The sequence below is a fragment of the Streptomyces sp. NPDC006365 genome (genome assembly GCF_042870755.1).
Lineage (GTDB): Bacteria > Actinomycetota > Actinomycetes > Streptomycetales > Streptomycetaceae > Streptomyces > Streptomyces xiangluensis.
Genome location: NZ_JBIAHS010000015.1, coordinates 220608 through 240818, shown reverse-complemented (window position 1 = coordinate 240818; position 20211 = coordinate 220608). Strand labels below are relative to the sequence as shown.

The following is a 20211-nucleotide window of genomic DNA, read 5'->3' as shown; positions in this document are numbered from 1 at the left end:
ATCTGGCAGCCCGACGCCGTCAGCTCGGCGATCTGCTGCAACGTGGCACCGATGTCCGACGTACGCGTCGTCGTCATCGACTGCACCGAGACGGGTGCGTCTCCGCCCACGGCCACGGTCCCGACCTGGATCTGCCGGCTCTTCCGGCGCTCGGCGAGCTTGGTCGGAACGGACGGCATGCCGAGAGAAATCGCAGTCATCTGCTGTGCAACCCCAAGGTAAGGATCGGTCGGTCCCGAAAGCTGACGGGCTCCAGCCAACGAGATTACGGCACCCCCGAACACGGGAGCACATCCCCCGCACAGGACGCCACAAGTGGGGGCGACCGGGCTCATAGCATGCCCGGTCGCCGCAAACTCCGCCTTACTAGGAGATACGTACCGGGTTAACGACGTCTGCCACCAGGACCAGCAAGGTGAAGCAGATGAAGATCCCCGCCACCACATAGGCCACCGGCATCAGCTTCGCCACATCGAACGGTCCCGGGTCGGGCCTCCTGAACACCTTCGCCACATTCCGTCGCAGGGACTCCCACAGGGCGCCCGCGATGTGTCCGCCGTCGAGCGGCAGCAGCGGGAGCATGTTGAACAGGAAGAGGGAGAGGTTGAAGCCCGCGACGAGGAACAGCATCATCGCGATCTGGTTCTCCGGCGGAATGTCCAGCGTCAAGACCTCACCGCCGACGCGGGCCGCGCCGACCACGCCCATCGGGGAGTCCGCCTCGCGCTCGCCGTCGCCGAAGGCCGCGTCCCACAGGGCGGGGACCTTGGACGGGAGGGCGACCAACGCCTCGACGCCGTTCTCCATCATGTCGCCCATGCGTTCCACGGACTGGCCGAAGGACTGTTCGACAATGCCGGAGGCGGGGGTGAAGCCGAGGAAGCCGGCGTACACGTACTCGCCCTCGACATAGCCGCCGTTGCCGTCCGACTTGCTGACCTGGTTCCTGATCAGGTGCGTGTTCAGATCGCGCCGCTCGCCCCCGCGCTCCACGGTGAGCGTGACGTCCTTGCCGGGATTGGAGCGGATGTCGTTCTGGAGCGTGGACCAGTCCTTCACGGGCTCGCCGTTGAACGCGACGATCTTGTCCCCCAGCTTGAGCCCGGCGGCCTTCGCGGGAGCGGCCTGGTCGCCCTTCTCGCACTTGGTGCGGTTCTCGCTCTGCTGGATGACGCAGTCGGAGACCTTGCCGACGGTGGTCGTCTGGGTCTGGATACCGAAGGTCATCATGACGCCCATGAAGATCACGACGGCCAGAATCAGGTTCATGAAGGGGCCGGCGAACATCACGATCACGCGCTTCCAGGGCTTGCGCGTGTAGAAGAGGCGGTTCTCGTCGCCGGGCTGCAGCTCCTCGAAGGACTGTGCGCGGGCATCCTCGACCATGCCGCGCCACGGTGAGGTGGAGCGGGCCTCGAGCCTGCCGTCCGGGCCGGGCGGGAACATGCCGATCATGCGGATGTAGCCGCCGAGGGGGATCGCCTTGACGCCGTACTCGGTCTCACCCTTCTTCCGCGACCAGATGGTCGGACCGAAACCGACCATGTACTGCGGTACGCGGATGCCGAAGAGCTTGGCCGTCGAGAGATGTCCCAGCTCGTGCCAGGCGATCGAAAAGAGCAGGCCGATCGCGAAGACGACTATGCCGAGGATCATCATCAGGGTCGTCATGCACCGGCCTCCGCCGTGGTTGTCTGCGCTGTCTGTCGCGCCATGTTCTGCGCCTTGGTCTGCGTCTTCGTCAGTTCACGGGCCCGGGCGCGTGCCCAGGTCTCCGCATCGAGGACGTCCGCGACGGTGAGTGAGGTTCCCGTACTTCCTGTACGGGGTGAGCCGTGCTCCTGAACCACCTTGGTCACGGTGTCCATGATCCCGTTGAAGGGCAGGGCGCCGTTCAAGAACGCGTCCACGCACTCCTCGTTCGCCGCATTGAACACGGCCGGGGCCGTGCCCGCGAGTTCCCCGACATGACGGGCGAGCCCCACCGACGGAAACGCGTCATTGTCGAGCGGGAAGAACTCCCAGCTCGACGCCTTCGACCAGTCGAAGGCGGGCGCGGCGTCGGGGACGCGCTCGGGCCAGCCGAGCCCGATGGCGATCGGCCCGCGCATATCGGGGGGCGTCGCCTGGGCGATCGTCGATCCGTCCGTGAACTCCACCATCGAGTGGACATACGACTGGGGGTGCACGACCACCTCAATCCGCTCGAAGGGAATGTCGTAGAGGAGGTGCGCCTCGATGACTTCGAGTCCCTTGTTGACGAGGGTCGCGGAGTTGATGGTGATGACCGGGCCCATGGCCCAGGTGGGGTGCGCGAGGGCGTCGGCCGGGGTGACGTGCGCGAGGTCCTCCTTCGTACGTCCCCGGAAAGGGCCCCCGGAGGCGGTGACGACGAGCTTGCGTACGTCCGCCCTGGTGCCCGAGGCGACCGCCTGGAACAGGGCCGCGTGCTCGGAGTCGACCGGGATGATCTGCCCCGGCTTGGCGAGCGCCTTGACCAGCGGGCCGCCGACGATGAGCGACTCCTTGTTGGCGAGCGCGAGGGTGCGGCCCGCTTCGAGTGCGGCGAGGGTGGGCGCGAGCCCGATCGACCCGGTGATGCCGTTGAGCACGGTGTGACACTCGGAGGCTGCGAGCTGCGTGGCCGCGTCCGCTCCGGCGAGGATCTCGGGCAGCGGCTCCCCGTTCCCGTACCGCTCGCTCAGGGCCTGACGCAGCTGCGGTACGACGGCCTCCCGGGCGACCGCGACGGTACGCACCCGAAGCCGCCACGCCTGCTCCGCCAGCAGCGCCACCCGCCCGCCGGCCGCTGAAAGCCCGCGCACCCGGAACCTGTCGGGATTGCGCTCCACGAGGTCGATGGCCTGCGTACCGATCGACCCGGTGGATCCCAGGATCACCACGTCCCGGGGCCCGTCTGAGGCCACGGGATCGAAGACGAGATGCGGATCGGCGAGGGGCGCTGGACTGTCGCTCATCCCTCCATTGTGGCCGCATCGAGTCACCGACAGGACAGGGCGTCCCCTTCGCGCGCCCTTACCGCCATGTATCACTCGACAAAGCCATATCGCCGTTTGTGAAGTTCACGTGAAGAAAGCGTGATACTCCTTCTCCCCTGGACATCGGACGACACCCAGGGGGATCTCCATGCGGATACGCGCTGCCCTGCCCGCGCTCGTCGGAGCCGTGGCTCTGACCGGCACGTTCCTCAGCACTCCGACTCAGGCCGCCGGACGCGTCTACCTCTGATCTTGCTCCGTGAACCCCGTTCACGGGAGGGGATGGTAAAGCGCACCCTCGACCCGGCGGTGCGGAGCACCGAAGCATCACTCCGTAACGCCTCTGGTACGCTCAGTGCATTACCGGGGGCGACAACCAAGTCCCCAACAGCCCGAGTGAGTCCCGTACTTGCTCCTGCGGCCGGAAGGGTCGTCGCTGGACAGGCATGACCTGTCAAACTCCCCCGAGCGATCCAGGGGAGAATCTCCGGGATTTATCCGGGAGAGAACTTCAACAGGTCTATTACGACAGCATCGATCGCGTCGCCGCCCTCGGCGTGGGCCACTACTTGCGCCGGCGGCGGTTCTTGGACCTGTTGGACTTGGCGGACTTGGTGGACTTGGCCGACTTCTTGGCGGGCCGCCGGGCCGGGGCCGGCTTCGTGCCGGTGACCGTTTCCGTCGACCGGGAGGTCGAGGCCGAGCGTGTCGGCACCGCAGCGGAGCGGCTGAAGTCTCCCTCGACCACACCTTCCGTCGTGTCCAGCGTGGGTGCGCTGAAGTGGAGGCCTTCGTCCCGCCGGCCGCCGGGTTCCAGGGTCTCCTGACCGTCGCGGGCCTTGCCCGAGGCGTCGAGGTTGAAGACGTAGCCGACTGATTCCTCCTTGATGGCCTCCGTCATCGCGGCGTACATGTCGTAGCCCTCGCGCTCGTACTCGATGATCGGCTCGCGCCCCAGCGTCCAGCGCAGGCCGATGCCGTCGCGGAGGTAGTCCATCTCGTAGAGGTGCTCGCGCCACTTGCGGTCGAGGACCGAGAGAACGACGAGGCGTTCCAGGTCACGGAGGGCCTTGGAGCCGAGTTCGGCCTCGCGCTCCTCGTAGCGGACGTGGATGTCCTCGGTGATCGTCTCGATCAGGTCGTCGGCGGTGAGGTTCGGGCGCCCGCCGGCCTCGTCCTCCACGTCCTCGATGGTGACCTTGATCGGGTAGAGCTGCTTGAAGGCACCCCACAGCCGCTCCAGGTTCCACTCCTCGGGGAAGCCCTCGGCGGTCTCCTCGGTGATGTACGCGCGGATGGTGTCGTCCATGAAATGGATGATCTGCTCGCGCAGGTCCTCGCCCGCAAGGACCCGGCGGCGCTCCTCGTAGATCAGCGTGCGCTGCCGGTTGAGCACCTCGTCGAACTTCAGGACGTCCTTGCGGGACTCGAAGTGCTGCTGTTCGAGCTGGGACTGGGCGGAGGCGATGGCACGCGTGACCATCTTGTTCTCGATGGGGACATCGTCGGGGACGTTCGCCATGGCCATCACGCGGTCGACGACCTGGGCCCGGAACAGCCGCATCAGGTCGTCTTCCAGGGCGAGGTAGAAGCGGGAGGCGCCGGGGTCGCCCTGCCGGCCGGCCCGTCCGCGCAGCTGATTGTCGATACGCCGGGATTCATGGCGTTCGGTGCCGAGGACGTAGAGCCCGCCGAGGTCGATCACCTCGTCGTGCTCGGCTGCGACGGACGCCGTCATCCGGTCGAGCGCGGCGCGGTACTCCCCAGGGTTGTCCTCCGGAGTGAGCCCCCGCCGGGCCAGTTCCGCGCGCGCCATCGCCTCGGGGTTGCCACCGAGCATGATGTCGGTGCCGCGGCCCGCCATGTTCGTGGCCACGGTGACCGCGCCCTTGCGGCCCGCCTGGGCAACGATCTGCGCCTCACGCTGGTGGTTCTTGGCGTTGAGCACCTCGTGCCGGATGCCCCGCCTCTTCAGCTGCGCGGACAGCAGCTCCGACTTCTCGACGGAGGTGGTGCCCACCAGGATCGGCTGGCCCTTCGCGTGCCGCTCGGCGATGTCGTCGACGATCGCGTCGAATTTCGCGTCCCCGGTGCGGTAGATCTGGTCGGCGTCGTCCGCGCGGATCATCGGCCGGTTCGTGGGGATCGGCACCACGTGCAGCTTGTAGATCTGGTGGAACTCGGCCGCCTCGGTCATCGCCGTACCGGTCATCCCGGCGAGCTTCCCGTACAGCCGGAAGAAGTTCTGCAGGGTGATCGTCGCGAGGGTCTGGTTCTCGTCCTTGACGGTCACACCCTCCTTGGCCTCGATCGCCTGGTGCAGGCCCTCGTTGTAGCGGCGGCCTGCGAGGATGCGGCCGGTGTGCTCGTCGACGATGAGGACCTCGCCGTCGATGACGACGTAGTCCTTGTCCTTCTTGAAGTGCTCCTTGGCCTTGAGTGCGTTGTTCAAGTGGCCGATGAGGGGCGTGTGGTCGGACTCGTAGAGGCTGTCGATGCCGAGCTGGTCCTGGAGGTACTCGACCCCGCTGTCCAGGATCGCCACCGTGCGTTTCTTCGGGTCGTACTCGTAGTCGTGCGTGGCCCGCAGCCCGGCGAGGCGGTCCTTGTCCATCGGCGAGGTGAAGTGCTCCGCCTGGATGGAGACGCCCTTCATGCGCGTGACCATCTTGGCGAACGACTCGTACCAATGCGTGGCCTGATCGGCCGGACCGGAGATGATCAGCGGCGTACGGGCCTCGTCGATGAGGATCGAGTCGGCCTCGTCGACGATCGCGAAGTGGTGGCCACGCTGCACGAGTTCGTCCTGCGACCAGGCCATGTTGTCGCGCAGGTAGTCGAAGCCGAACTCGGTGTTGGTGCCGTAGGTGATGTCGCGGGCGTAGTGCTCGCGCCGCTCGGCCGGTGTCGACTGCGACTTGATCACGCCGACGGTCAGGCCCAGGAAGCGGTACGCCCGGCCCATCCACTCGGCGTCGCGCTGGGCGAGGTAGTCGTTCACCGTGACGATGTGGACGCCCTTGCCGGTCAGGGCGTTCAGATACACCGGCAGCGTCGCGACGAGGGTCTTGCCCTCACCGGTGTGCATTTCGGCGATATTGCCGAAGTGGAGTGCCGCGCCGCCCATGATCTGTACGTCGAAATGACGCATTCCGAGTGTGCGCCGGGAGGCCTCGCGCATCGCGGCGAAGGCTTCGGGCAGCAGATCGTCGAGGCTTTCGCCGTCGGCGTGGCGCTTTTTGAACTCGGGGGTGAGATCCCGTAGTTCGTCGTCGGTCATCCCCTCGAATTCCTCTTCCAGGGAATTGACCTGTTCGGCGATGCGCTGCAGCCTGCGCAGCATGCGTCCCTCTCCGGCCCGCATGATCCGGCCGGTGATGCGCTCGAGAGTGGCCACTGGAATTCCCCCTCGGCCCGATGGGGGCGTCGACGTCCCCGAGGTCGATTCTGTGTCGCTCGCCTTCGATGCGGCAAGCAACAGAATGACCACGGGGACGCCAGTGCATTCCTGGGGAAAAGGTCAGCGAATGGGGCGGTGGACGTTGTCCCGTTTCGCCGGCCCGGGCGTCGCGTCCGCGATCCAGGCGCCGTCACCGGAGGGGTCGATGACGCCCTCCTCAAGCCAGGCGTACGTACCGCCGAGAACACCCTTGACCACCTTGCGGTCGAGGTCGTCGGTGTTCGTCCACAGCCGGTCGAAGAGTTCCTCGACCCGGATGCGGGCCTGGCGGCAGAAGGCGTCGGCGAGCTGGTAGGCCTCGCGGCCGTGGTCCCCCGTGGAGCGCAGGAGTTCGGCGCGCACGCAGGCCGCGCTCATCGCGAACAGTTCGGCGCCGATGTCGACGATCCGGCTGAGGAAGCCCTGCTTGGTCTCCATTCGGCCCTGCCAGCGCGACATGGCGTAGAAAGTGGACCGGGCGAGCTTGCGGGCGGACCGTTCCACGTAGCGCAGGTGGCCGGACAGGTCGATGTGTCCCGCCGGGTGGAAGTCGGCGTAAGAGCGCGGAAGCTGGCCGGGTCCCGCCACGAGCTTGGGCAGCCACTTGGCGTAGAACACACCGGCGTTCGCGCCCGCCTTCGCCTTGTCCTGGAGGGACTTCTCCGGGTCGATGAGGTCACCTGCGACCGACAGGTGGGCGTCGACGGCCTCGCGTGCGATCAACAGGTGCATGATCTCGGTCGAGCCCTCGAAGATGCGGTTGATGCGCAGGTCACGAAGGATCTGCTCGGCCGGGACGGCCCGTTCGCCGCGGGCCGCGAGGGACTCGGCGGTCTCGAAGCCGCGTCCGCCGCGGATCTGGACCAGCTCGTCCGCCATCAGCCAGGCCATCTCGGAGCCGTACAGCTTCGCCAGAGCCGCCTCGATACGGATGTCGTTGCGGTCCTCGTCGGCCATCTGCGAGGACAGGTCGAGTAGGGCCTCCAGGGCGAAGGTCGTCGCCGCGATGAAGGAGATCTTGGAGCCGACGGCCTCATGGAAGGCCACCGGCTTGCCCCACTGCTCCCGCGCCGCCGACCACTCGCGGGCGATCTTCAGACACCACTTGCCCGCGCCCACACACATGGCGGGCAGGGACAGCCGGCCGGTGTTCAGCGTCGTGAGCGCGATCTTGAGGCCCGCACCTTCCGGGCCGATGCGGTTGGCCGCCGGGACGCGGACCTGGTGGAAGCGCGTGACGCCGTTCTCCAGGCCGCGCAGGCCCATGAAGGCGTTGCGGTTCTCGACGGTGATGCCCTCCGAGGCGGACTCCACGACGAAGGCGGTGATGCCGCCCTTGTGGCCCTCGGACTTCGGCACCCGCGCCATGACGACGAGGAGGTCCGCGACGACGCCGTTGGTCGTCCAGAGCTTCACGCCGTCGAGGATGTACGAGTCGCCGTCCGGGACCGCCGTGGTGGCGAGCCGTGCCGGGTCGGAGCCCACGTCCGGCTCGGTCAGCAGGAAGGCCGAGATGTCGGTGCGGGCGCAGCGCGGCAGGAAGGTGTCCTTCTGCTCCTGCGTACCGAAGAGCTTCAGCGGCTGCGGTACGCCGATCGACTGATGCGCGGAGAGCAGCGCGCCGACCGCCGGGTTCGCGGAGCCCACCAGAGCGAGCGCCTTGTTGTAGTACACCTGGGTGAGGCCGAGGCCGCCGTACTTGGTGTCGATCTTCATGCCGAGGGCGCCGAGCTCCTTGAGCCCGTTGATGGTCTCGTCCGGGATCTGCGCGTCGCGCTCGATCCGCGCCCCGTCGATCTTCGTCTCGCAGAAGTCGCGCAGCTTGGCGAGGAACTCCTCGCCGCGCTGCGCGTCCTCGTCGGCGGGCATCGGGTGCGGATGGATCAGATCGAGCCGGAAGCGGCCGAGGAACAGCTCCTTGGCGAAGCTGGGCTTGCGCCAGTCCTGCTCACGTGCGGCCTCCGCCACCTGGCGCGCCTCGCGCTCGGTGACGGCGGGCTTCTTGGTTGGTGCGGACATGAGGGGCTTCACCTCGCCGCGAGTCGGGATCTTCGGAACAGTCGGTTACTGGCCGGTGCTACTGGATCGTATGTACCCGATCCCGGGCAACCTCACCAGTCCTCGCGCGCCGCTCCGCCGGATGAGCCCCTCCGTACGAGCCCCGGTTTCAGCCGATGTCCACCGAGAACGCTTTGGTGCCGAGGGCCCGTGCCGCGGAAGACCTCGGTACCGGCCTCGATGCCGGAGACGTACTTGTCGTTGCTCAGCAGCTTGCGCCGTACGAGTGCCTGAGTGAAGTAATCGAGATCGAGGGTGGCCTTGCTTGTGTTGGCGACCCGGACGCAGGAGCGCGCCTTCCACCCGAGGTCGCCCTCGTAGATGTCCCACATGGCACCGCCGAGGCTGACCCGGCCCACCTTGGAGCCGAGCGGCTCGGCGCCGCCCTGACGGTTGAGCCACACCATGATCTCGTCGGTGGGCTGGTCCTGCCAGTCGGCGGTGTTCTCGCCGTGCAGCCACAGGTCGTACGCCAGGCGGGGCCGACGATGCCGCATGGGGATTCCTTCCGGGGCGGTTCGCGCGGCTTCTGGTCGCCACCGGAGAGGCCGAAGGTTGTCGCGGGACTCTAGGCTGGAGCGAGCAGACCCTGTGGGGGCGCGCAAGAGGCTTGCAGGGGTCCGCAGGGCCCGTAAGGGGCGCGGGGAACTGCGCAACCAGCCCACTACGACCCGCACCCGCCCACAAACCCCATCCCCACCCCCGTAGGCGTCCTGCAGAAACGACGGAGTCGAAGCGCTTCGATAAGCTATGGACACCCCCCGTCCACCAGGCTACTGTCGAGTCACCCTCCTTGAAATTAACCGCACCACGCGCTGTCGAAGCGCTTCACACACCTTGGAGAGCTGGATGGTCACCCTCGCCGAGGTCGCCCAGCACGCCGGAGTCTCGGCCAGCACAGTGAGCTATGTCCTCAGCGGCAAGCGGTCCATCTCCGTAGGCACCCGGCAGCGGGTTGAGCGGAGCATCCAGGAACTCGGCTACCACCCCAACGCGGGGGCCCGGGCACTGGCGAGCAACCGCTCCAACATCATCGCGCTGATGGTCCCGCTCCGTACGGACATGTACGTACCCGTGATGATGGAGATCGCCATAGCCGTGGCGACCACCGCCCGTACGCACGGATACGACGTGCTGCTGCTCACGGGCGAGGAGGGACCCGACGCAGTGCGCCGCGTCACCGGCAGCGGGCTCGCCGACGCGATGATCCTCATGGACGTGGAACTCGACGACGAGCGGCTGCCGTTGCTGCGCGGCACGGACCAGCCGTCCGTACTCATCGGACTGCCCGCCGACACCAGCGGCCTGACCTGCGTCGACCTCGACTTCGGAGCGACGGGCGCGCTGTGCGTCGAGCATCTGGCCATGCTCGGGCACCGCGACATCGCTGTCATAGGCGAGGCACCCGCGGTCTACGAGCGGCATACGGGCTTCGCCGAGCGCACCCTGGACGGACTGCGTTCCCGCAGCCGCGAGCTGGGACTGCGGCTGCTGCACCGTCCCTGCGAGGGCGGGTACGACGCGATGGCCGTGACCCTGGCCCGGATCTTCGACGAGCGCCCGGACACCACGGGGTTCGTCGTGCAGAACGAGTCTGCGGTGGAGCCGCTGCTCGGGCTGCTGCGCCAGCAGGGCCGGGCCGTGCCCGAGGACGTGTCGGTGGTCGCGGTCTGCCCGGACCAGGTCGCCACGCAGGTCTCGGTGCGGCTCACCTCCGTCGCCATCCCCGCGCAGGAGATGGGACGGCACGCCGTGGAACTGCTGGTCGCCAAGCTCGACGGCGGCGGCACCGACGAAGTCGTCCTGATCTCACCGGAGTTGACGAAGCGGGCCAGCACGGGACCCGCGCCCGGCAAGTTGTAGGCGATGACCCCGGCCCGCGGCGGTACTCCCTACGGATTGCCCCTCCCCCAGCCGAAGACCGGGGATTCCTGCCTCACGGCGCTCAGTCCCTCAGCGAGGGTCCGAGTCCTACCCGATCGACACCAGCCGGGTTGGAACCAGCCCGGTTGCCCCGAAAGACAAGGAGGTTGCACGTGCTTGGCTCTCGCGACGCGCACCGCTCATGTCACCTGTTCGTGTGGGCGGCCGGAGGTAACCGGTGAATCAGCCTGCCGAGAACCAGCCCCGGCAAGGGGCAGTCAGCCTCGCCCAGTCCTCGCCCACCGTCGGCACGTTCCGCGAACGCGACGGCGCCCTGGAGTGGAGCGGCCGCCAGGAGACCGTACGCATCGAGCCATGGGGCCCGGACGCGGTACGGGTCCGGGCGCGCCTCGGCGGTCCGGTCGTCGAGGGCCTGCCGGGCGCGCTGCTCGACGAGGCGCCGGCCACCGAGGCCAGCGTCAAGATCGAGGACGGATTCGGTCTGCTGACCGTCGGCGCGCTCACGGTGGAGGTCAGCACGGAGGGCCTCCTGCGCTTCACCCGCACCGACGACGGCTCCGAACTCCTCACGGAGGAGCGCGCCCATTTCTGGTGGCCGGGCCCGCGCCTCTACACCCCCGTCGGCAACGGCTACCACCGCCTGGAGCAGCGCTTCGCCGCGTACGAGGGCGAGAAGCTGTTCGGCCTCGGCCAGCACCAGCACGGGATGCTCGACCAGAAGGGCGCCGTCCTCGACCTCGTGCAGCGCAACGCCGAGGTCAGCATTCCGGTGCTCACCTCCAGCCGCGGCTACACCCTGCTGTGGAACAGCCCGGCGATCGGCCGCGTGGAGCTGGCGGGCAACGGCACGCGCTGGGTGGCGGACTCGGCCCGGCAGATCGACTACTGGATCACCGCGGGCCCCCCGGCGGACGCCCAGCGCCGCTACAGCGCCGTCACCGGCCGTACGCCGATGCTGCCCGAGTGGGCCGCGGGCTTCTGGCAGTGCAAGCTGCGCTACCGCACACAGGACGAACTCCTCGACGTGGCAAGGGAGTACAAGCGTCGCGGGCTGCCCCTGGACGTCATCGTCTGCGACTTCTTCCACTGGACGCATCTGGGCGAGTGGAAGTTCGACCCGGCGGAGTGGCCGGATCCGGCGGCGATGGTGCGGGAGCTGGACGAGCTCGGCGTCAAGCTGGTCGTGTCGGTGTGGCCGTCGGTGTCCCCGCTCTCCGAGAACCATGACCTCATGGAGCAGCGCGGTTACTTCATCGGCACGCAGTACGGCCCGATGGCGCACGCCGACTGGCCCGACAAGGAGGTCGCCTCCACGGTCCAGGTCGCCTTCTACGACGCGACGAATCCCGAAGCGCGCGAGTTCATGTGGTCGAAGGTCCGGGACAACTACCTCACGCCGTACGGCATTCAGTCCTTCTGGCTGGACGCCTGTGAGCCGGAGATCAAGCCGGGCTTCCAGGAGAACCTGCGCTATTGGGCGGGCCCCGGCCTGGAGGTCGGGAACCTCTACCCGCGCGAGAACGCCCGTGCCTTCTACGAGGGCATGGTGGCCGCCGGCGAGAGCGAGGTCGTCACCCTCAACCGCTCGGCGTGGGCGGGCAGTCAGCGGTACGGCGCCGCCCTGTGGTCCGGCGACATCGGCACCGACTTCGCGACCCTGCGCCGCCAGATCGCGGCGGGCCTCAACACCGCGCTGTCCGGCATCCCTTGGTGGAACACCGACATCGGCGGCTTCCACGGCGGTGACCCGAACGACCCGGCGTACCAGGAAGTCATGGTCCGCTGGTTCCAGTTCGGCGCACTGTCCCCGCTGATGCGCCTGCACGGCTTCCGCGTCCCGGGCATGCCACTCGGCCCGGAGATGACCGGCGGTCCGAACGAGGTCTGGTCGTACGGCGAGAAGGCCGCCGCGATCATGGAGAAGTACCTGCGGCTGCGCGAGCGCATGAAGCCGTACGTCCTGGACGTCATGCGCGCCGCACACGAGGAGGGCCTGCCGGTGATGCGCCCGCTGTTCCTCGAGTTCCCCGAGGACCAGGCGACCTGGTCGGTGGACGACGCGTACCTCTTCGGCCCCGATCTGCTGGTCGCGCCGGTGCTGACGGCGGGAGCTACGGCCCGGACGGCCTATCTCCCGGCGGGGGCGCGCTGGACCGACGCGTGGACCGGCGAGACGTACGAGGGTGGCGCGGCCGTGACCGTCGACGCCCCGCTGGACCGCATTCCGCTGTTCCTGCGGGACGGGGCGCGGCTGCCGGTTGCGGAGTAGTCGCACGACGACGTGGGGCGGCCGGTCTCCGTTGAGAGGTCCGGCCGCACCCACGCGCGTGTGCCGCTACTTGGTGTCCAGGTGATAACTCACCTGCGGCGGCTGGTTGTATCCGGTGTTCTGCCAGGCCACGCCGAGCCGGTACACGGGGTCACACATCTGCACGGGCCGGCTCCGCCGGGATGCGGAGCCGGCCCGCTCAGCCGGTCAGTCGGCCGACCGAGTCGGCCGCTGGGTCAACTGCTGCTGACCGTCAGGTTGTTGGTGCGGAAGTCCAGGCCGCCGGACGACGAGGTGATCTCGAAGCCGAACTGGACGTCACCGATGGTCTCGTTGCCCATCCAGCCCTTGGTGTCCTTGATCCACTTGAGGATCGGGAGCATGTCGACGCTGCCGGAGTTCGAGTCCGAGGTGCGCAGGAACGAGAACACCTCGTTGGCGCCGTTGTTGCCCTTGTAGACGTTCCAGCTGTGACCGCCGAGGGTGACGCTGCCCTGCGAGGTGCCGATCGGGCCGACGGCTCCGTTGTAGTTCACCCAGAGCATGATCTCGTAGTCGTAGTCGGTGTCCCAGATGTCGTACGAGGAGTTGTACGCGCCCGAGGACGGGACCGTGACGTTGTAGCTGCTGCTGAGCGAACCGAGCGAGGTGATCGACTTGTTGATCACCTTCTTGGAGTTGGGGTAGGACTTGATGCCACCGGTGTTGGGGTGGTTGGCCCAGACGCCCCAGTTGGTGCCGGAGTTGGCCCAGATGCACTGCGCGCCGGCGCCCGAGCCCCAGATGTTGTTGTAGAGCGTGTAGCCGTTCAGGCCTGTGTTGCCCCACTGGTCGCAGGAGTTCCAGACTGCGGCCGAGGCCGGCGCGGAGGCGAGGCCGATGGTGGCGCCGAGTGCGAGTGCGGGGGCGATGAGGGCCTTGGCGACCCTCTTGCGTGTGCGTGTTGCCATGGCTGTCCCTTCCATGGGTGGGGGGAAATGTTGTGGATCTACCGCGGCTCCAGGAGGAGGACGCGGTCTTCTCCGGCGAGCGGGGAGAACGGTCGCGCGCTCGGGAGGAAGTCCTGGGATCGGTTGTTCACGGCGCGAGCACCGCTACTCCGTAGCGCGCCAACTCCACGCACCCGGTGACCTGTTCCCCGGTGAGGACGTCCCGGTGCGCGCCCGGCAGCTCCACGGTGACCGCCTGGCGCCCATGGTTGAACATGAAGAGCAGCTCGCCCCGGCGGACGGCCTCGACCTGCGCGGGGAGGCCGTCAAGGGGCGGCCGGACCCCCGTGTCGGCCGCCACATCCGCCAACAGGTCACGCAGCGCGGGCGGTTCGGGCAGCGTGGAGAGGTACCAGGCGCGCCCTTTGCGCAGCAGCGCGGGCAACCCGTCCAACTCACCACCCTTGTACGGGACGACAAGATCGACGTCGCTCGCCGCCTCGAGTTCCTCGGACCACAACGTCCCGCGGAAACCGTCACATTCGGCGCACTCGCCCGCATCGAGGGGCCACCACTCGTGCAGCGTGCGGATCCCGAAGAGCTCGCGCAGCCGCGCGTCCATGCCGCCGGACCGCACCCGGTCGTCCTCGTCCGCGACACCGGTCAGGAATCCGCAGACGAGGGTGCCCCCGGCTCGTACATATGAGAGGAGATTGTCGATCGCCGCGTCCGTGAGCAGGTACAACTGCGGGACGACGACCAGCTTGTACGGGGACAGGTCGTGCTCGGGGTGCGCGAAGTCGGTGGTGAGGTGGGCCTCCCACAGGGCGCGGTGCCAGGCGCGTACGACCTGCGGATAGTCGACCTCGGAGGACAGGCGGCCGTCCTGCGCGCCCGCCCACCAGGCGTTCCACTCGTGCAGGATCGCGACATCGGAAGCTGTGCGGCCGTCAGTCACTTCGGGGCCGAGCGCGGCGAGTTCGGCCCCGAGCCGCTTGACCTCCTGATACGTACGCCCCTCCTCCCCCGCGTGGCTGACCATGCCCGAGTGGAACTTCTCCGCACCCTGCCGGGACTGCCGCCACTGGAAGTAGCAGACCGCGTCGGCGCCGCGGGCGACCGCCTGGAGGGACCAGAGGCGGTTGAGGCCGCGTGGCTTGGGGTGGTTGACGCCCCGCCAGTTGACGGGACCGGCCGCCTGCTCCATGAGCATCCACGGGCCGCCGCGGGCCTGGGAGCGCGTCAGGTCCTGGATGAGGGCGCCGTTCTGGGCGCCGAAGGGGTCGCGCGGGTCCGGGTAGATGTCGACGGAGACGAGATCCTCCTCCTCGGCCCACCTCCAGGCGTCCTGTCCCACCCACATCGGCATGAAGTTGGTCGTCACCGGGATGTGCGGGGTGTGACGACGGACGATGTCGCGCTCGGCGACGTAGCACTCCAGGAGCATGTCGGAGGTGTAGCGCTTGAAGTCCAGTACCTGTGTGGGGTTCTTGAGGTAGTGGGCGTGGCGGGGCGGGAGGACCTCGTCCCAGTCGCCGTAGCCCTGGCTCCAGAAGGCCGTTCCCCAGGCGGTGTTGAGCGCGTCGAGCGTGCCGTACTTGTCCTTGAGCCAGCGGCGGAAGGTGGCGGCGGCCTCGTCGCCCCAGTCGTAGGTGCAGTACTCGTTGTTGATGTGCCACATCGTGAGGGCGGGGTGGCTGCCGTAACGGGCGGCCAGGTCCTCGGTGATGGCGGCGGCGTAGCGGCGGTAGGTGGCGCTCGAGTGCGAGAAGTGCTGGCGGCCGCCCCACCATTCGGTGCGGCCGTCCTCGTCGCGGGGCAGGGTGTCGGGGTGCAGACGGCCCATCCAGGGCGGGGGCGAAGAGGTGGGCGTGGCGAGGACGACGCCGATGCCGTCGTCGTGCATGAGGTCCAGGAGCCGGTCGAGCCAGCTGAACTCCCTTGCCCCGGGCCTGGGTTCGAGCTTCGCCCAGGAGAAGACGCCGAGGGTGACGGAGTTGACACCGGCCGCCTTCATGAGGCGTACGTCCTCGTGCCAGGTCTCCTCGGGCCACTGCTCGGGGTTGTAGTCGCCGCCGAAGAGGATGCGGCCACGAGTGGTGTCGGCGAGGCTCGGCCCCTGGTGCGCGGGCATCAGGCCGGGTCCCCGTACTGGATGCCGCGCCCGTTGGTGGCGAGGTAGACGCGGCCGTGGACGCGCGGGTCGCCGGTGATCGTCTCGCCGGTCCAGCCCCACTGGTGGGCGTCGTCGTTGATACGGACCCAGGTGCCGGCCAGGTCGTCGGAGCGGAGGACGCCGGTGACGGCCCCCGTCCCGGTCGCGCCGACCTGGTAGATCGCGGGGTAGTCGGCGCCGGCGGCGGCCTTGCCGAAGCCGAGGCAGTGGGAGGACCGGCAGCTGGTGACCTTCGAGAAGACGGCGCCGCCGTCGGTGGACCGGAAGAGACCGTTCTCCTTCGCGGAGATCCACAGGTCACCGGAGCGTCCAGGGGCCGCCACCACCTTGAACTGGCTGTCGCCGGAGGGCAGTCCAGTGCCACGGACCGTGAAGGATCTGCCACTGTCAGTGCTGGCGTACAGCGTTCCTGTGTCGGTGTCGTATGCGTAGAAGAGCGTCGGGTCGGCCGGGTCGGCGACCGGCGCGGCGCCCTTCGGGAAGGAGGAGACCTCGGACCAGGTCGCGCCGTTGTCGGTGGAGCGGTGGGCTGCGTACTTCGTGCCGTCCCAGTGCACGAAGGACCACAGCAGCGCACTGCCGTCGGCGCTGGTGGCGATCGGCCCCGGTGCGCTCTTGGCGATGTCCGGCTGGGCCTCGAAGGGCGCCCAGGTCCGGCCGCCGTCGTTCGAGTACGCGCCGTTGCCGTTGTCGCCCCAGCCCGCCCGGACGACGTACGACGGCTTGACCGCGGCCTGCGCGAGTCCCGTCGCCGACCCGAACACGGGGTTCGCCGCCATGCCGCGCGACGGAGACGCCGTGAGCCGCTCGTGGTACATCACGCCGATGTCACCGAGCCCGCTCAGCAGATGCGCCTCACCGACCGGGGGCGAGATCAGCTGGCGCACGGACGTCTCCTCCAGGCCGCGGATCTGCGGCGCCCAGCGCTTGAGGTCACGGGTGCCGTAGAGGGTCGCGCCGGTCCCGTACAAGATGTGCTTCGAGTCGTACGGATCCAGGGCGAGCGCCTGGATCCACCAGCCGAACTTCGGCTTGTCACCACCCCAGTTGAGAAAGGGAGTCTCGGATACGTCGAACACGGCAGCGTCCTTGAGGGACGTCCAGGTACGGCCGCCGTCGGTGGAGCGGAACAGTGTGTCGATGGCCGTCCAGCGGTTGTTGGTGGACACGACGACGGTGCCTGCGCGGCGGGCGTCGACGGCGACTCCGCCGTAGCCGAAGTTGTCGGTGGAGCCGTCGGCTGCGGTGCCGCCGGGCTTCACCGGGGTCACCGCGGTCCACTTGCCGGTCGCGGTGCGCAGCTTGTGCACGCTGCCGTCGCTCTGGCCGTTGGGGCCTGGCGCGTCGGCGTACGTCACGTACAGCTCGCGGGTGTGCCGGTCGTACGCGGCCCGGATCGGGACCTTGGCGGAGGCGCCGGACGGCTGCCCGGGCACGGCCTCCCACGTCGTGCCGTCGGCGGTGCGGTAAAGGTTCGCCGTGCCGGACGTACCGTCGCCGTCGCCCCAGCCGGCGTAGACGCAGCGCCCGGCCGCGACGAGGAACGTGACGCCCTGCCCGGAGGCGTTCGCCTTCGCCGGGAAGCCGTTCGCGGCTGCCCAAGTGGCCCCGCGATCGGTCGACTTGAGCAGCCCGTCGTGCCGGGTGCCCAGCCAAAGGGTGTCGCTGTCACGCGGGTCGACGAGGAGACGCTCTCCCGTGCCCCGGCCGTCCTCGTTGGCGCCGAGCTTCACGTCCAGATCGGTACGGGCCCAGGTGGCACCGCGGTCCTCGGAGCGCAGGACCGCACCGTTGCCGGCCCAGGCCTGGGCGTATGTGCCGAGCGCCAGGTACAGCCGCTTCGGCTGCGCGGGGTCGACGGCCATCGCCTCCACACCGAGGAGGTTCCAGTCGTCCCAGCCGAGGTGATCGGTGAGCGGCGTCCAGCGGGCGGCCCGCTCGTCCCAGCGGTAGGCGCCACCGATGTCCGTACGGGCGTAGGCGAGGCCGCGTACGGAGGGGTGGAACAGCACGCCGGTGATGAATCCGGTGCCGCCGATGACGACATTGCGCCAGCGGTAGGGGGTCGCATCGGCGTCGGCGCCGGCCGGCGATGGGGCCGGGGCTGCATGCGCCGGCGGACCGACGGTGGAAAGCGCGGCGGCAGCGGCGGTCCCGGCGAGAACGGCGCGTCTACTCGGGCGGGGCGTGCGCATGACATACCTCGTTCTGCGAGAGGGGGGTGGATTGGGGGGGGACGGTGGCTCGTAACCAGCGGCGGACGGCGCCCCCCGTACGAGCGGGGGTGGGCGCCCCTTTCAGGGCGCGGGCTGTGACATATGCGGCTCCGCCGCGATGGGGGTCCCCCGCTCATGGGGGTCCCCCGCTCGAGCGAGGCCGAGAGTGAGGGAGCGACCAGCCACGAACAACCCGGACGCAGTTTTCAACTGACCCAACAAAGCGGGCTGACCGGAGTCAGCCCTTGACCGCGCCGGTCAGCATGCCCTTCTTGAAGTGCCGCTGGACGAACGGCGAGAGCACAGCCACCGGGATGAGGGCCAGCACCATAACGGCCATCTGAAGAGCGAGAGCGGACAGCTCACCCGTGTTGACCTGTGCGGAGAGCCCAACCGGCCGTTCCTGTTTCTGGACCAACTGAATCATGACGTTCTGCAACGGCATCATGTCCTGGTCGGTCAGATAGATCGACGCGTTGAACCAGGCGCTCCAGTAGCCCACCGCGTAGAAGAGAGCGATCACCGCGAGGACCGCGCGCGACAGCGGCATCACGATCTTCCACAGGATGCGCCAGTCGCCGGCCCCGTCGATCCGGGCACTGTCGATCAGTTCCTGGGAGATGCCCATGAAGAACGCTCGCAGGACAAGGATGTTGAAGACGCTCACCGCGCTGGGGAGGATCAGCGCCAGGTAGGTGTCGGTCAGTCCGAGCCCCTGCACCAGCAGGTACGTCGGGATCAGGCCCGCGCCGAAGAACATGGTCGCCAGCAGCGTCATCAGGATCCAGCGGTGACCGAGCGAGCCGCTGCGCGAGAGGCCGTACGCGCATAGCACCGACACGGCCATGCTGAACAGCGTGCCGACCAGGGTCACTCCGATGCTGACCAGTGTGGCGCGCTGGACCTGGCCGCCGCTGAGGAGTTCCTGGTAGGCGACGAAGGTGATGCCCTTGGGGATCACCACCAGGCCGCCGGCCTCGTCGATGGTCTTCTTCGACTGGAGGCTGGTGACGATGACGATCCACAGCGGGAAGAGGATCGCCAGGCAGGCGAGGCTCAGGACGAGACCCTTGCCCGCAAGGCCGGCCTTGGCCGGCTCCTCCTCCCAGACCGGGCGGGGAGGGGCCGCCCAGGGGCTGGGCTTCTTCGCCGCCGGCTTCTCGTCGGCCGGCTTGTCGAGGACAGCGCTCACTTCTTGTACACCCCCTGCTCACCCATGAGATGGGCGACCTTGTTGGCGGTCAGCACCAGTGCCAGGCCGACAAAGCCCTTGATGAGACCTGCGGCGGCGGCATAACTGAAGTCCTGGTTGCGAATGCCGTTCCACCACACGTAGGTGTCGAGCACATCGGAGGCGGCGACGCCCACCGCCTGCCGTTGGAGCAGCAGTTGCTCGAAGCCGACAGTGAGAGCGTCGCCGACGCGCAGCACGAGAAGCAGGGCGATCACCGGGCGCAGGGCGGGCAGCGTGATGTGCCACATGCGCCGCCAGCGTCCGGCGCCGTCCATGGCGGCGGCCTCGTACAGGTCGTTGGAGACGGACGACAGCGCCGCGAGGAAGACGATGATGCCCCAGCCCGCGTCCTTCCAGACCATCTCGAGCGTGACCAGGTATTTGAAGGTCTCCGGGTTGGTCATCAGGTCGAAGCCCTCGTAGCCGTGCTGACGGAGGGTCTGCGCGATGATGCCCGCGCCGCCGAAGATCTGCATGAAGACGGTGACGACGAGGACCCAGGAGAAGAAGTGCGGCAGGTACATGATCGCCTGGGCGAGAGCCCGTACCCGGGGCCTGACCACGCTGTTGATGAGGAGCGCGAGAAGGATCGGGATCGGGAAGAACAGCACCAGTTGCAGGAAGAACAGCACGAACGTGTTCTGCACCGCGTGCCAGAAGGCCGAGTCCGCGAAGATCCGCTCGAACTGCTCGAAGCCGATCCAGGGGCTCTGGAAGATGGCGACGAAGCCGTTCTCGCTGAGGTACGGGTCGTAGTCCTGGAAGGCGACCACGTTGCCGAGGATCGGTACGTAGTTGAAGACCAGGACCAGCAGCACCGCCGGCAGCGTCATCAGGACCAGCGTGCGGTCGCGCTTGAATCTGAGCCGGAGGCTCAGATTCCCGGCACGCTTGTCCTTCCGTGACCGCGACCGGGACAGGCGTCCGGCGGCGCCGTCGGACGTCGCCGGATCCTCCGCGGGCGTCTTTGCCTCGGCTCTGGACCGGGGCACCGTGCTGTGCGACAC

General features: G+C 68.3%; 14 protein-coding genes and 1 pseudogene. 3 read left to right on the top strand and 12 right to left on the bottom strand.

Annotated elements, in window-relative coordinates; all coding sequences use genetic code 11:
- The 3 genes from ACFYO0_RS33320 to dxr form a co-directional block, all read right to left on the bottom strand.
- Positions 1–200 (bottom strand): flavodoxin-dependent (E)-4-hydroxy-3-methylbut-2-enyl-diphosphate synthase (locus ACFYO0_RS33320; protein ID WP_388683569.1); only part of this gene is annotated, 200 nt, incomplete at its 3' end.
- A 166-nt stretch (positions 201–366) separates the two neighbouring features.
- Positions 367–1671, bottom strand: a complete 1305-nt coding sequence (locus tag ACFYO0_RS33315) for a M50 family metallopeptidase (protein ID WP_388683567.1) — start codon at positions 1669–1671, stop codon at positions 367–369.
- The gene (dxr, locus tag ACFYO0_RS33310) at positions 1668–2978 is read right to left on the bottom strand and encodes a 1-deoxy-D-xylulose-5-phosphate reductoisomerase (protein WP_388683565.1); all 1311 of its coding nucleotides are present in this window, start codon (positions 2976–2978) and stop codon (positions 1668–1670) included. The genes ACFYO0_RS33315 and dxr overlap by 4 nt, the downstream gene beginning before the upstream one ends.
- A gap of 169 nt (positions 2979–3147) precedes the next feature.
- Between dxr and ACFYO0_RS33305 the strand changes: the two are divergent.
- Positions 3148–3246, top strand: a pseudogene (locus tag ACFYO0_RS33305) (lamin tail domain-containing protein); the annotation flags it as partial.
- Between the two features lie 318 nt (positions 3247–3564).
- Here ACFYO0_RS33305 and secA read toward each other — a convergent pair.
- The 3 genes from secA to ACFYO0_RS33290 all read right to left on the bottom strand — a co-directional run bounded on the left by secA (position 3565) and on the right by ACFYO0_RS33290 (position 8993).
- Positions 3565–6363 carry a preprotein translocase subunit SecA gene (gene secA / locus ACFYO0_RS33300; RefSeq protein WP_388683606.1) on the bottom strand — a complete coding sequence of 933 codons (2799 nt, stop codon included), beginning with the start codon at positions 6361–6363 and terminating at the stop codon, positions 3565–3567.
- 156 nt (positions 6364–6519) lie between these two features.
- Positions 6520–8457 (bottom strand): acyl-CoA dehydrogenase family protein, encoded by a 1938-nt coding sequence (locus tag ACFYO0_RS33295; protein WP_388683564.1) that lies wholly within the window; start codon positions 8455–8457, stop codon positions 6520–6522.
- 92 nt (positions 8458–8549) lie between these two features.
- Positions 8550–8993: a hypothetical protein gene (locus ACFYO0_RS33290; protein WP_388683561.1), complete on the bottom strand. Its 444-nt coding sequence runs from the start codon at positions 8991–8993 to the stop codon at positions 8550–8552.
- 352 nt (positions 8994–9345) lie between these two features.
- Here ACFYO0_RS33290 and ACFYO0_RS33285 point away from each other — a divergent pair, with 352 nt between their 5' ends.
- Entirely contained in the window at positions 9346–10359 is a 1014-nt protein-coding gene (locus ACFYO0_RS33285) for a LacI family DNA-binding transcriptional regulator (RefSeq protein WP_388683558.1), read from the top strand.
- 238 nt (positions 10360–10597) lie between these two features.
- Positions 10598–12649: a TIM-barrel domain-containing protein gene (locus ACFYO0_RS33280; protein ID WP_388683556.1), complete on the top strand. Its 2052-nt coding sequence runs from the start codon at positions 10598–10600 to the stop codon at positions 12647–12649.
- Positions 12650–12715: 66 nt separating this feature from the next.
- On the opposite strand, the gene ACFYO0_RS33275 is transcribed toward ACFYO0_RS33280, so the two are convergent.
- The 6 genes from ACFYO0_RS33275 to ACFYO0_RS33250 form a co-directional block, all read right to left on the bottom strand.
- Positions 12716–12808: a hypothetical protein gene (locus ACFYO0_RS33275; RefSeq protein ID WP_388683603.1), complete on the bottom strand. Its 93-nt coding sequence runs from the start codon at positions 12806–12808 to the stop codon at positions 12716–12718.
- Between the two features lie 77 nt (positions 12809–12885).
- Positions 12886–13599: a hypothetical protein gene (locus ACFYO0_RS33270; protein ID WP_388683553.1), complete on the bottom strand. Its 714-nt coding sequence runs from the start codon at positions 13597–13599 to the stop codon at positions 12886–12888.
- 127 nt (positions 13600–13726) lie between these two features.
- The gene (locus ACFYO0_RS33265; RefSeq protein ID WP_388683551.1) at positions 13727–15712 is read right to left on the bottom strand and encodes a beta-galactosidase; all 1986 of its coding nucleotides are present in this window, start codon (positions 15710–15712) and stop codon (positions 13727–13729) included.
- Positions 15712–17949, bottom strand: coding sequence for a 1,4-beta-glucanase (locus tag ACFYO0_RS33260; protein WP_388683549.1), 2238 nt, complete (start codon positions 17947–17949; stop codon positions 15712–15714). Before ACFYO0_RS33260 ends, ACFYO0_RS33265 begins: the two co-directional genes overlap by 1 nt.
- 259 nt (positions 17950–18208) lie before the next feature.
- Positions 18209–19162, bottom strand: coding sequence for a carbohydrate ABC transporter permease (locus ACFYO0_RS33255; RefSeq protein WP_388683546.1), 954 nt, complete (start codon positions 19160–19162; stop codon positions 18209–18211).
- A complete protein-coding gene (locus ACFYO0_RS33250) occupies positions 19159–20211 on the bottom strand; it encodes an ABC transporter permease (RefSeq protein ID WP_388683545.1) in 1053 nt (350 codons plus the stop codon). Before ACFYO0_RS33250 ends, ACFYO0_RS33255 begins: the two co-directional genes overlap by 4 nt.